Raw genomic sequence first — 12,999 nt, forward strand, 5'->3', positions numbered from 1 at the left:
GCGCCATGCAATGAAAGCAGTAAAGCCTAGATAACCAAACACAGTTATCCAATCTAGCCAATTATCGGAAGTTATTAAAAAAATATCGTTCATGGGTATCATTCACCTGATTCTTTAGTCCGCGTAGGCGGACTTTGTTTGACAAGGAGCGGTTTCAACCGCCGATTTCGAGCGCAGATTTTTAACCCACATTTAATCTTACCCGATCGCGCTTAAGTGCGATCGAAAATATTGCCGATACAGTTCGCACCTGGGCACGCACTCATTCCCGTGCAATTTCACCAACCCCAAACTATCCAATTTAAACGCCTGCATCGCCTTTAATTGCACCGGAGAATCCGCCGCAGCAATCTCTCTCATCCCCTGCGCTAACTCTGGATATTCTTCTAAATTCCACAATTGGCGGCGCAAATGGTCGCTATAAATTCCCGCATCTGCGATCGCACTTTCTTTTAATTCATCAAGCATCAAATCCGAGCGCGAAATGTGATATAATGCAACTCGCACTAGATAAGGATGACCGCCGACAATTGCCATTAATTTCTCTACTTCGGCCTCAGACCAATTCAAGTTGTGGCGCGCTGCTAAATCTTGGATTTGCCCAGCGTTGAATTCTGGCAAATCTACGGGCAGTCCGACGTTGAAAGGCGATTGATTGATATTCATCGGAATGTAAACTTCGGTGGAGTGAACTACAATTAAGCGCAGTTTTTTCCAGATATCGCGCCGCTTGGATTCTTCGTGCCAAGCCCGCAGCAGTCCTAAAAAATCTTCGGCAATGTCGGGATATTGAAAAACGCGATCTATCTCGTCTAATCCTAACACCAAAGGAGTGTCGATTTGTGGCAACAGATATTTTTCAAAGTAATCTTTGCAGTTAACTTTGCTCCCAAAAATTTCATCCCAATAATCATCTAGTTGATTGGGTATGTGTAACTCTCGCCCTACATAGGCACAAAACCACTTGAGAAATTTATCGAGATTGGCAAATACAGTTTTATCAACTAACTGAAAAGTCAGCGGTACAGTGCGATAATCTTGACAGGATGCGCGGTGCAAAATTTTTGCCATTAAAGAAGTTTTCCCCATCTGTCGAGGAGCTTTTATTCTAATTAAGGCGCTGGGCTGCAAAATAGTTTGATAACACCTTTCTTCGATGGGAGGGCGTTCTACATAAAATTGAGAAGCGACATCGACTTGTCCTCCTGGCAATTCTGGTTCTGCTGTGGGCAAAGGAATGTTATGGCTAGTAGTTTCTAATACTTGATTGGGGATTAACTCTGCTGGTTCATCTTTGATAGGTGCGGCATTTTCTGCCAGCAAATTCATAATTTCTTCGATCAGAATAGGAGTATCGGCGGTTGTTTGCCATTCCCTTTGTTTGATGCGGTAAAGATAGCCTCGCAAGTCGTGATTTAGAGGCTCGCTCAGGGGAAAACCGACGCGAATGGGCAAAATTACTGGCTTTTTGTCAGGGCGAGAATCTTGCAATTCTTTGGCTTGCTGAACTTGATAAGTTAGCAGTTCGCTTTGGTTGACAGTTGGTGGCAATAGCAATAGTAAATAATCGCATTCTTTGAGGAAGTAGTTAATGCGCTCGAACCAATTATCTCCTAATTTAATGCTGTTTTCGATGGTAAAGACTGTATGCCCGATCGCACTTAAGGCTATTTCCAACTGTTTTCCTAATTCGCGATCGGGCTCAACGCTATGATAGCTGATAAAAATCTTAACACTTCGGCTGTTAGGGACTGTTTCTTCAGTCGGTGGCAAATTCCTCGGCCCATCGGCATCTTCCCCATCGTCTAGTTTAGCCGATCGATGGTCGCCATTGGCTAAGGTCAAATCAAAAGCAGCAAACAATTGCCGAATTTTACTCTCGTCTGCACCTTCTCTACCCTGCCGAATTTTGCTGACTGTATCGGAACCAACGCCAGACTCAGCCTCGACTTCGGTGAGAGTACCTCTAATGTTATATCGGTCTGACCATTCTTGGATCGCCTCATTCAGCTTCTTTAAGCCTGGGGCGGTGAGAATTCGACCGCGATCGCGTTTTGACTTGATCACTTCGCTTGCACTTAAAGGAGAAGGAATCTAGGAAGTTTAACCTATCTACTACCTATTTTAAGGGATTTTAAGGAAGATAGTCCGCCACCTTCAACTCACTTAATTTTAATTATTCAAATTTTATTAGCGATCGCACCCTCAAACCCTATCCGGTCAACCACTTCAAAATTTAAACATATTTTAACCTAAAAAAATGCTTAACTCCCCAATCTCCCCCGTGCCTAATTGATTAACTTTTTATAGTACATACATCAAGCAAAAAGGGGCACGAAAATGAACAATGTTTTACACAGACTGGCAATGGCAGCTTTAGCAACCACAGCCATATTCACCATTAACACCCTGAACAACTTAACTGAAGCATCAGCCGCTGCCAAGCTCGATCGCTCAGAGATTCATCAGAGGGAAACTTTTCCCGTGGCATTTAGTCCGTTTAATAAATAGTAACATTCATGGATTAAATTAGGTATAAATCATGAAGTCTACCCTTGAATTTCCGCTACCTACAACTACAAAATGTGACTTAGTTGATGCTGAGGCGATCCATGCTTGCACAGCACTAGCTTGGCTAGAATTGGTAGCATTAGATGCCAATGTTCTGACTGGAGATGATTGGCTAGCTCTGTGCGATGATATTGATAACGGTGAAATTTACCGCGACTGGTTTCTGTGGCAAGATGCGGAAGTTAGCGGAGATTGGCAAGCTTATGACCATTTGAGCGAGCGACGATTTGTAGCTCAAGGAAAAGTATTTGTGAAAGCGATGATTGATGCCATAGAGAATGCGAGAAATCAGGCGATCGCCCAACTTGAGTTTATCTAGATTATCTCAACTGAGTCCACTGATTATTCTAAAATAAAATAATAAAATATACGGCAGAGGGCAAGAGTTGACTGTATGATATCATACGACTCGCCACGACAGCGGTTCAGAACACTGTTCCCATCGCTTTCGAGTGGATGCCAATTCCCTCTTTCTCTCCACCCATGACTTTAAAACTACAATGGCTGTTGGCTACGTTAATTAGTGCTTGGGCGATCGCCCTCCCAGCCAAAGCGGATACCTTGACATCATGGCACTTTGATGCGAATCAAAATCAACTCAATGTAACCACAGATACCAGCGTTCAGCCCTCAGTTAAATTAATTCCTAATCCCACCCGTTTAGTAATCGATCTGCCCGGAATTGTCCTCGAATATCCCGAAACTCCTCAAAGCTATAATTCAGCTATTAAAGAAATAAGAGTCGGGCAATTCGACCCAGAAACCACCCGATTAGTGATTCAATTAAATCCAGGTTATAAGTTAGACCCACAACAAGTACGAATTATCAAAGAATCGGCAAATAGGTGGTCATTTCAGTTGCCAAATCCAGAGCTGTTAGCAGGGAATGAGTCTTTTAAATCAGAAGATATTACTAGGTTTGAACAAAAAGAGCCTCAAATTTTACCGAATCTGAAAGCGACGAATCCTAGAAATTATTCCGGGGATTTGGGGATGCAAATCGGTTCGGAAATGACAGCGATTAAGCCAGAAGTTGAAAAGGCGATCGAACAGTATAAATCCCTGAGTGCGGGAATGTTTTTTCTGGATTTAGATACAGGCAACTATTTGGATATCAAGGGCGATCGGGTATTTCCCGCCGCCAGTACCATCAAATTACCAATCCTGATTGCCTTTTATCAAGATGTAGACGCTGGCAAAGTTAGCTTGAATGAAACATTAGTTATGAAATCCGACTTAGTGGCCAGCGGCTCTGGAACTATGCAAGACGAACCAGATGGCACTCGGTTTAGCATCAGAGAAACCGTAGATAAAATGATAACCATCAGCGACAATACAGCCACCAACATGATTATTAAACGTTTGGGGGGAATTGCGAAGCTCAACGAACGTTTTCGCAGTTGGGGATTAACTGATACAATAATTCGCAATTGGTTGGGAGATTTTCAAGGAACAAATACAACCAGTTCTGTAGATATGGTGAAGCTGCTATCGATGCTATCTCGCGATAAATTAGTTTCGGAATCTAGCCGAGAACAGGCTTTAGAATTATTGCGACATACAACAACTAGAACCCTGCTTCCTTCAGGTTTAGGGGCGGGAGCAGTAATTGCCGACAAAACGGGAGATATTGGCTTTGTAGTTGGCGATGCTGGAATTATTGATATGCCAAATGGGAAGCGTTATTTGGCGGCAATTTTTGTCAAACGTCCTTATAATGACCCGATTGTGAGAGATTTTGTGCGGCGAATTTCGCGCATTGTTTACAATTACTTAGATCTACCATCGGCGAAAGTACCGGATAATTTGCGTTGATATTTGTTAACTGGTTCCTAGAAACAGCATTTCTCAAGAAATCTGCTCAGTACAAAGTGACAATTCGTCAGCAACGGCATCAGCCACATCAAGCAGCACCGCATAAAACAGCCAAGTTGCCCAAATTTGAAGCTTGATGCCATTCACAGAACCAGTCCACAAATAAGACAGTCTCAGTTTCTGGATCTGGTACATTTCGATCGCGAATACGATCGGGTGATGATAACGATGTTGGGCTTGTTGCCTTCCTTGAAGAGATCGGTAATTGCCATCTTTTGCTCTTGGGTAAATTTGAGGTTTGGGGGAGGGGTGCAGAATGGGAAATCAACTATTAGCAACCTAAAACCGACATTCTACCCATCCTCAAGCAACATCACTGAATTATCCTTCAGTCGATCGCCCAGAAATACCAACTCCATGTTTGGTAAAATCAAAATACTCTACCGCAACCAAAGCGCTACCTGTGGCCAAGTCAACTGAATCCAACAATCCAGAGAATCCGAGCCCACTTGCCCGCACACCTCTGTACGACCTATCATTAGAACTCAAAGCTCGGATGGTCCCCTTTTCCGGGTGGGAGATGGCGGTGCAGTACAGCGGTCTGAGCAGCGAACATCAAACAGTGCGATCGCAAGTAGGAATGTTCGACATTTCCCACATGGGAAAATTTGGTTTGAGAGGGAAACAATTAAGGGCTAAATTTCAACCCTTAGTGCCCTCAGACTTAAGTCGATTGCAACCAGGTCAAGCTCAATATACAGTATTGTTAAATGCCCAAGGCTGCATCTTAGATGACATCATTTTCTACTGCCAAGAACCCGATGCCACCACTAGCGAAGAACGGGCTGTCATCATTGTCAACGCCGCCACTCGCATCCGAGACAAAGCTTGGATAGCAGCCCACTTAGAATTAAGCGGTGTCAGTTTTACAGACATTTCACCAGACAAAGTTTTAATCGCAATTCAAGGGCCGGAAGCTGTCACTTACCTCCAGCCCTTAGTTACCGACGACCTCACGCCAATTAAAGCCTTCGGTCACTTAGAAACAAACCTGTTGGGACAGCCAAGTTTTATCGCTAGGACTGGCTATACAGGTGAAGATGGGTTTGAGATTATGGTCGATGCAGCAGTAGGAAAAGAACTGTGGCAACAATTATTAACTGCGGGGGTTGTACCCTGCGGTTTGGGTGCGAGAGACACCTTGCGTTTAGAAGCAGCAATGGCATTGTACGGTCAAGATATCGACTATAATACGACACCTTTAGAAGCTGGATTAGGTTGGGTTGTTCACCTCGATACCAAAGGCGATTTTATTGGCCGCGAGGTTTTGGAACAGCAGAAAGCGAGTGGAGTTTCCAAGCGGTTAGTAGGGCTAGAAATGGCAGGGAAGCACATTGCGCGTCACGGTTATCCGGTAATCTTTGAAAGTGAAAAAGTAGGAGAAGTTACTAGCGGTACCTTGTCACCGACTTTGAATAAACCGATCGCCCTTGCCTATGTTCCCACAAAACTAGCTAAAATTGGTCAGGAACTAGAAGTGGAAATTCGCGGCAAAAATTATCCAGCTAGGGTAGTGAAAAAACCATTTTATCGATCGCCAAACCGACAGAGTTAACTTAAGTAAGTTAGGATTAATTCAGGGGCGGGCTCCCGTGCCCACCCCACCATAAAATGTATTTCTTCTTGGGGAACGGGCACGCGAGCCCGTTGCTCATAACTTTGGTAGAGAAGATTCATCGACTAGCTTAGCAAATTTTCGCAAAGTTTCAGCATACCGATCGCCCGCCACATCCATCAAATCATTGTGACCGGCCCCATCGACCCAAAAATTCAATTTCGGCTCCTTGGCGGCAGCCAATAACTGCTCTCCATGCCAAAAATGAACCACCTCATCGGCCTTACCGTGAATCACCAAAACAGGCGATCGCACTTTGCCAATCTTATCAATATTCACAAACTTATCAAAGGGTAAAATCGGAATCCGCGTCAACACCCGAAAAGCCGAAACAAACGAACTTTCAACCACCAAACCACCGACTGTTTGCCGCGAAGCCAAATCAATTGCCGGCCCACCACCCACAGAACGCCCGTAAACAATAATTTGCTTTGCAGGTACTCCCAACTGTAGCGTTAAATAATTGTAAGCAGCCTCAATATCACGATAAGTATTATACTCAGAAGGCTTTCCCTGACTGGTGCCGTAACCTTGATAATCATAGGCAAACACAGCAAAGCCGCTATCTCGAATCTCTCCCATTACCCACAAAATTCCGCTCAAATCTTCCGCATTCCCGTGACTGTAAAGTATGGTATATTTAGCTTGCGGGTTAGGAAAATGAAGGGCAGAAATTTTCAAGCCATTAGCTGAGTTAATTTTGATAACTTCCCTGCTATCACTCTGACTAGATGGGGGATGTTGAAAAATTAGGGGTTCTGAAAAAAAGAAAGCATAAAAACACAGAAATGCGTAAATAAAAATAATAGAGCGCATCAGTCGTTTGACAGAAAAATCTCCCAAAAGCAAGCGTTTAATATTTTTCCTATTCTTGTTTGCCATCACTAAATGACCATAGTTTAATAAGATTTAGTGGATACTTTATTTATTGCGAGAAAAGACATGGCACTAGAATACCCCGATGACTTGAAATACCTAGACACCCACGAATACATCAGACTCGAAGGCGAAATTGCCACTATCGGCATCAGCGCCTTTGCAGTGGATCAACTAGGTGATATCGTATTTCTGGAATTACCAGAAGTCGGCGAAACCCTGGAAAAAGGCGAAGCTTTCGGTACAGTCGAGTCAGTGAAAGCTGTTGAAGACTTGAAAGCACCCGTTACGGGAACTGTCATCGAACGCAATGATGCCATTGTAGAATCTCCTGAGAATTTAGCAGAAGATGCCTATGGCGCTGGCTGGCTGTTGAAAGTGCGCGTGGCAGATTCCAGCGAAGTGAATGAGGCTTTGTCAGTCGAGGAGTATCGCAAAATGGTGGAAGGGGAATAGGGAATAGGAAATAGGGAATAGGGAATAGGGAATAGGGAATGGGGTATGGGGCCGAAAGTATGGGGCATTCGTAGCCATCTCTCCCCCTTTCCCCTTTTCCTTCTGTCAGTTATATCAATTCCGGTTGCATGGTCATGATTTAACCGCAGAGAACGCAGAGAACGCAGAGGGAGATTCAGAGAGAGATGAATAATTCCGATGAAGAGAGGATTTGATCTACATCCGTTAAATCCGTTACAAAATCCGTAGCCGAACTTCCTCCTATCCGTTAAATCCATTACAAAATCTGTTGCCGAACTTCCTTCTTCCTTTGCAAAATGTTACAAACAAAGAAGTAAAAGTCTATTCAGGAGAATCCGCCTTGGTACTCTACAGTTCTCAAATTGAGTCGAATCAGCAGCAAAAGCTCACTCCCATCGATGGTTTTGCGTGCAGGCACATTGGCCCGACACCAAGGGAAATCCAGGAAATGCTCGATGTTTTGGGCATCGATAGCCTCGATGATTTGATTGACAAGACAATTCCGGCGGCGATTCGCATTCAGCAACCCCTGGAATTACTTGCTGCCAAAAGCGAGTATGCTGCATTGGCAGAATTGAAAGAAATTGCGGCAAAAAATCAGGTATTGCGATCGTACATCGGCACTGGATATCACGACTGCATCACTCCCCCAGTCATCGGCCGCAATATCCTCGAAAATCCCGGCTGGTATACAGCTTACACTCCCTACCAAGCCGAAATTGCCCAAGGGCGATTGGAAGCTTTGCTGAACTTCCAAACGATGATAATTGACCTCACAGGTTTGGAAATTGCCAACGCTTCTTTGCTGGATGAAGGAACGGCGGCGGCGGAAGCGATGGCGGTGAGTTATGGCGTCTCCCAGAATAAGGGAAAAGTGTTTTTTGTTTCCCAAGATTGCCATCCTCAAACCATTGAAGTTGTGCAAACTCGCGCTAAGCCGCTGGGAATTGATGTGATTGTGGGGGACCATCGAGACTTTAAGTGCGATCGCAAAATCTTCGGTGCCCTGCTACAATACCCTGCAACAGACGGCGCAATTTACGACTACACAGATTTTATCGCATCAGCCCACGCCGTCGGAGCCTTAGTCACAGTTGCCGCCGACATTTTGAGCCTTTGCGTACTTACACCCCCAGGCGAATTCGGCGCTGACATAGCCGTAGGAAGCACTCAGCGCTTCGGAGTCCCCCTAGGATTCGGAGGGCCTCACGCAGCCTATTTCGCCACGCGAGAAGAGTTTAAACGGCAAGTTCCAGGACGAATTGTTGGCGTTTCCAAAGATGCTAACGGCAAATCTGCTTTACGTTTGGCATTGCAAACTCGCGAACAGCACATCCGCCGCGAAAAAGCAACTAGCAATATTTGTACGGCTCAAGTTTTGCTGGCGGTGATGGCGGGTATGTATGCTGTTTATCACGGGCCACAAGGGCTAAAAGAAATTGCGGAAAAAGTCCGGGATTTAACTGCACTTTTAGCTTCGGGTTTGAAAAGCCTCGGATACAAAATTGGTGCTGAACCTTTCTTTGATACTCTGCGGGTGGAATTGGGAGATAAGCAACTATCCGAAGTTTTAGAATCTGCTAAACTTCACGAGATTAATCTCCGAGTTTTTGATGACAAAACGGTGGGAATTAGTCTGGATGAAACTGTGACTGCGGGCGATGTCAAAAAGTTGTGGGCAATTTTTGCAGACGAGAAAGATGCTATCAATGCTGACGGCGATATTTTTGTGAGTATGTCGCTAGATGCAGATGATTTTACTTCATCTTTAGTTTATCCGGCTTTTTGCGATCGCACAACCAGTTATCTCACCCATCCAGTTTTCAACAGCTACCATTCCGAAACTGAACTGTTGCGCTATATGCACCGTTTAGAAGCCAAGGATTTATCGCTAAATACATCGATGATTCCCCTAGGTTCATGCACGATGAAATTGAATGCAACAGCCGAGATGATTCCCGTGACATGGGCGGAATTTAGCAAAATTCATCCCTTCGCACCAAGCCATCAAACTCGCGGCTATCAAATGATGTTCGTGCAACTCGAACAATGGCTGGCAGAAATCACTGGTTTTGCTGGAATTTCCTTGCAACCAAACGCAGGTTCCCAAGGCGAATATGCAGGTTTGTTAGTAATTCGTCAATACCACGAACATCGGGGCGAATCTCACCGGAATATCTGTTTGATTCCCCAGTCAGCCCACGGCACAAATCCGGCTAGCGCGGTGATGGCGGGGATGAAAGTAGTGGCGGTTGATTGCGACTCTCAGGGCAATATTGATGTTGCTGATTTGCAGAAAAAAGCCGAAAAGCACAAAAATGAACTGGCTGCATTGATGGTAACATATCCATCTACCCACGGCGTTTTTGAAGCAGAAATTAAAGAGATTTGCGAGATTGTCCATCAAGCCGGCGGACAGGTTTATATGGACGGGGCTAACATGAATGCTCAAGTTGGTTTGTGTCGCCCTGGTGATTTTGGTGCTGATGTTTGTCACTTGAATTTGCACAAAACTTTCTGCATTCCTCACGGTGGTGGCGGGCCGGGCATGGGTCCGATCGGGGTAATGTCTCATTTAGTAGAATTTTTGCCCAGTCATTCTGTTCTTAACAGCGAACAGTCAACAATGAACAGTCAACAAACATCAGTTGGTGCTGTTTCTGCCGCGCCTTGGGGAAGTGCCAGCATTTTGACTATTTCTTGGATGTACATTCGGATGATGGGAGGAGTTGGTTTAACTGAGGCGACAAAAGTAGCAATTCTTAATGCTAATTACATGGCAAAACGGTTAGAATCTTATTACCCAGTTTTGTATAAAGGGAAATCTGGTTTAGTCGCCCATGAGTGTATTCTGGATTTGCGACTTCTCAAAAAGACAGCAGGCATAGAAGTCGATGATATCGCTAAACGGTTGATGGATTACGGCTATCACGCGCCGACAGTTTCTTGGCCAGTCGCTGGTACGGTGATGGTGGAACCGACGGAAAGCGAATCGAAGCAGGAATTAGACCGTTTTTGCGATGCAATGATTGCGATTCGGGCCGAAATTGCGGAGATTGAAAACGGCAATTTTGACGCGCAAAATAATGTGTTGAAAAATGCACCCCACACCGCAGAATCTCTGATGGTTGATGAGTGGAATCATCCTTATACTCGCGCCCAAGCGGCTTATCCGACAGCTTGGACTCGCGAATATAAGTTTTGGCCTGCGGTGGGTAGGATAGATAATGCTTTTGGCGATCGCAATTTTGTCTGTTCTTGTTTGCCGATCGAGGCTTACACTTAAGATTGAAATCCCTAAGTCTAAATCCATTCCCATCTCCCACATCTCCGTCTAGAGAGATAAAATTTGAATAAAACTAGGTAATTTAGGAGATTTTTTCTCCTAAATACCGTTTTATGCTACCATAGTTCCTGAAACTAGCGGAATCCTATTCCTCCTCATGGGTAAAAACAATGTTAATTCAACTTACTATAGAAAATTTCTTATCCTTCAGGGATGAAGTCACTTTTAGTATGGTGGGAGTTAATAGCGATCGACAACATATAGATCACCTTGCTGAAGATATAGCAGAAAAAGGGCGATCGATATTGCCAATTGCAGCAATCTATGGAGCAAACGCAGCAGGAAAATCAAACCTAATTGAGGCCATCAGTTTTGCCAAAAACTTAGTGGTACAGGGAACTCGCAGCACTCAAACTATCCCTGTTTCTCCATTCAAATTGGGCGATTATAGCAAGCAGCCAAGCAAGTTTGAGTTTATTTTTACCCATAAAGGCGATCGATACTCCTACGGCTTTAAATTAAATAGAGAGCAAATATTTGAAGAATGGCTACATGGAATTCCTGATGGCAAAAAGCAGGAAGTGATGTACTTTGAGCGGGTTACTTCATCGAAAAAAGAAACTACAGTTGAATATGGTTCAAAGCTTAAAGGTAGAAGTAAGAAGCGCGAACAGTTTCTCGATTTTATTGCAGAAGGAACTCGCCCAAACCAACTTTTTCTAACAGAATCTCTGGAGAGAAACGTTGTAATTTTACAGCCTGTTTTTGAATGGTTCAGAAAAGTATTAACTATTATTCCAGCAGAAGCAGATTATACTGGCTTAGAAATTAGTGTACTTAGTGATGAATCATTCACAGACTTTATGAGTGAGTTTCTGAAATTTGCAGGAACAGCAATTGACTCCATAGTCACAGAAAAACTAGAGTTGGATTTTGAGCGACACTTTCCAACAATGCCTAAAGTTTTAAGAGAGAATCTGATTCAGGCCCTGAATCAAGCAGAAAAAAATTCAATGGTAATGATTGAAAACTTAGGAGGTACAAGAGATATTCTGTTTAAGGATGATGAGAGTCAAGTAATTTTGATTCAACTCAGAACTCGTCATCGCAGTGAAGATGGAGGATTTGTTGATTTTTCCATAGAAGAGGAATCAGAAGGAACTCAACGTCTGATTAATCTAATTCCGGCTTTGTTTATTCTCAAACAAGAAGAAGAAAAAGTCTTTTTCCTTGATGAACTAGATAGGCGCTTGCATCCTCTGCTTTCTCGTAACTTTGTCCAACTAGCAATTAATTGTAGAGACAAAAACAACCAACTGATCTTTACAACCCATGATACCAATTTGCTAGACCTAGATTTACTCCGGCGTGATGAAATTTGGTTTGTTGAAAAAAGTGAACAAGGTGCATCTAATCTTTACTCCTTAGCCGAATTCAAAATGAGACCAGACCTGAAGATTGAGAAAGGCTATTTGAATGGACGTTTTGGGGCGATTCCATTCTTTGGAAATCCTCAAAATTTAGGGTGGCTTAATTGTGAAACTAATCTAGCTGTCACAACAAACTAATAGAAATGGGAAAAATTAAGCGCACAAAATTATTAGATAGGCAACAGGATCGGAGAGATGCCAAACTATTTATAGTTGCTACGGAAGGCAAGGAAACCGAAAAACAATATTTTAGGATATTTAATAGCAGCAGAATTAAAGTCGAAATATTAGCAACTACAGAAGATGGCAAATCTTCACCTGAATATGTTTTAGAGCGTTTAGATATATTCAAAGAGCGATACGATCTAGATGAGGATGATATGCTTTGGCTGGTTTCCGATGTGGATCGTTGGGGGGCAAAGAAATTGAGTTCTGTATGCAGTCAAGCTAGACAAAAAGGCTATAATTTAGCTATTAGCAATCCTTGTTTTGAAGTATGGTTAACTTTGCACTTTGAAGAACTTAATACTCAGGATAGGACTTGCGACAATTTCAAGGCAAGACTGCGGACAATTTTAGGAAGTTATAATGGTAGCAATTTAGATATATCTGCTTACAAGCAAAACATAGAAAATGCAGTAAATAGAGCAAAAAACCTACATCAAATTTCTCAGCAAGATTGGCCACCAACCCTAGGGACTCATGTTTATAGACTGGTTGAGATTCTACTGGAAAGCTTGGGTAAAGACTTGTGATTTGAACATTTGCTATTAGAATCAAAATCATTAATCCCTCTCTTCTCTTACCTCTGCGTCCTCTGCGCCCTCTGCGGTTCAAATCATTCCCCAAAAAATCCTCAACCAAAATTC

At 43.5% G+C, this 12,999-nt stretch carries 10 protein-coding genes and 1 pseudogene; 8 read left to right on the forward strand and 3 right to left on the reverse strand.

Annotated features, from left to right (window positions below; translation table 11 throughout):
• Positions 1-198: 198 nt before the first annotated feature.
• On the reverse strand, positions 199-2,067 hold the full coding sequence (locus ACBR23_RS01615; RefSeq protein ID WP_371118437.1) for an AAA-like domain-containing protein: 1,869 nt from the start codon (positions 2,065-2,067) through the stop codon (positions 199-201).
• A 273-nt stretch (positions 2,068-2,340) separates the two neighbouring features.
• Between ACBR23_RS01615 and ACBR23_RS01620 the strand changes: the two genes are divergently transcribed.
• The 3 genes from ACBR23_RS01620 (at position 2,341) to ACBR23_RS01630 (ending at position 4,386) form a co-directional block, all read left to right on the forward strand.
• Positions 2,341-2,511 carry a hypothetical protein gene (locus ACBR23_RS01620; protein ID WP_341737384.1) on the forward strand — a complete coding sequence of 57 codons (171 nt, stop codon included), beginning with the start codon at positions 2,341-2,343 and terminating at the stop codon, positions 2,509-2,511.
• A gap of 31 nt (positions 2,512-2,542) precedes the next feature.
• Positions 2,543-2,890, forward strand: a complete 348-nt coding sequence (locus ACBR23_RS01625; RefSeq protein ID WP_371114881.1) for a hypothetical protein — start codon at positions 2,543-2,545, stop codon at positions 2,888-2,890.
• A 137-nt stretch (positions 2,891-3,027) separates the two neighbouring features.
• Positions 3,028-4,386, forward strand: coding sequence for a serine hydrolase (locus ACBR23_RS01630; protein ID WP_371118438.1), 1,359 nt, complete (start codon positions 3,028-3,030; stop codon positions 4,384-4,386).
• A 36-nt stretch (positions 4,387-4,422) separates the two neighbouring features.
• Here ACBR23_RS01630 and ACBR23_RS01635 read toward each other — a convergent pair.
• Positions 4,423-4,563: pseudogene (locus tag ACBR23_RS01635) on the reverse strand (IS4 family transposase); the annotation flags it as partial.
• A gap of 286 nt (positions 4,564-4,849) precedes the next feature.
• On the opposite strand from ACBR23_RS01635, the gene gcvT reads away from it, so the two are divergent.
• Positions 4,850-6,001, forward strand: a complete 1,152-nt coding sequence (gene gcvT, locus ACBR23_RS01640) for a glycine cleavage system aminomethyltransferase GcvT (RefSeq protein ID WP_371118439.1) — start codon at positions 4,850-4,852, stop codon at positions 5,999-6,001.
• A 96-nt stretch (positions 6,002-6,097) separates the two neighbouring features.
• On the opposite strand, the gene ACBR23_RS01645 is transcribed toward gcvT, so the two are convergent.
• Positions 6,098-6,943: an alpha/beta hydrolase gene (locus tag ACBR23_RS01645; RefSeq protein WP_371118440.1), complete on the reverse strand. Its 846-nt coding sequence runs from the start codon at positions 6,941-6,943 to the stop codon at positions 6,098-6,100.
• A 60-nt stretch (positions 6,944-7,003) separates the two neighbouring features.
• On the opposite strand from ACBR23_RS01645, the gene gcvH reads away from it, so the two are divergent.
• The 4 genes from gcvH (at position 7,004) to ACBR23_RS01665 (ending at position 12,885) form a co-directional block, all read left to right on the forward strand.
• On the forward strand, positions 7,004-7,393 hold the full coding sequence (gene gcvH, locus ACBR23_RS01650) for a glycine cleavage system protein GcvH (protein ID WP_371114884.1): 390 nt from the start codon (positions 7,004-7,006) through the stop codon (positions 7,391-7,393).
• 361 nt (positions 7,394-7,754) lie between these two features.
• Positions 7,755-10,700 carry an aminomethyl-transferring glycine dehydrogenase gene (gene gcvP / locus ACBR23_RS01655; protein ID WP_371118483.1) on the forward strand — a complete coding sequence of 982 codons (2,946 nt, stop codon included), beginning with the start codon at positions 7,755-7,757 and terminating at the stop codon, positions 10,698-10,700.
• A 170-nt stretch (positions 10,701-10,870) separates the two neighbouring features.
• A complete protein-coding gene (locus ACBR23_RS01660; protein WP_371114885.1) occupies positions 10,871-12,268 on the forward strand; it encodes an ATP/GTP-binding protein in 1,398 nt (465 codons plus the stop codon).
• A 5-nt stretch (positions 12,269-12,273) separates the two neighbouring features.
• Complete coding sequence (locus ACBR23_RS01665; protein WP_371114886.1) at positions 12,274-12,885, forward strand: RloB family protein; 612 nt, start codon at positions 12,274-12,276, stop codon at positions 12,883-12,885.
• Positions 12,886-12,999: the final 114 nt, after the last annotated feature.

This window comes from Microcoleus sp., from assembly GCF_041354475.1.
GTDB lineage: Bacteria > Cyanobacteriota > Cyanobacteriia > Cyanobacteriales > Microcoleaceae > Microcoleus.

Coding starts and splice junctions, on each gene's coding strand:
- ACBR23_RS01620 (WP_341737384.1), top strand. CDS start 2,341: ATGAACAATGTTTTACACAGACTGGCAATGGCAGCTTTAGCAACCACA.
- gcvH (WP_371114884.1), top strand. CDS start 7,004: ATGGCACTAGAATACCCCGATGACTTGAAATACCTAGACACCCACGAA.
- ACBR23_RS01645 (WP_371118440.1), bottom strand. CDS start 6,943: ATGGCAAACAAGAATAGGAAAAATATTAAACGCTTGCTTTTGGGAGAT.
- ACBR23_RS01625 (WP_371114881.1), top strand. CDS start 2,543: ATGAAGTCTACCCTTGAATTTCCGCTACCTACAACTACAAAATGTGAC.
- ACBR23_RS01660 (WP_371114885.1), top strand. CDS start 10,871: ATGTTAATTCAACTTACTATAGAAAATTTCTTATCCTTCAGGGATGAA.
- ACBR23_RS01630 (WP_371118438.1), top strand. CDS start 3,028: ATGCCAATTCCCTCTTTCTCTCCACCCATGACTTTAAAACTACAATGG.
- ACBR23_RS01665 (WP_371114886.1), top strand. CDS start 12,274: ATGGGAAAAATTAAGCGCACAAAATTATTAGATAGGCAACAGGATCGG.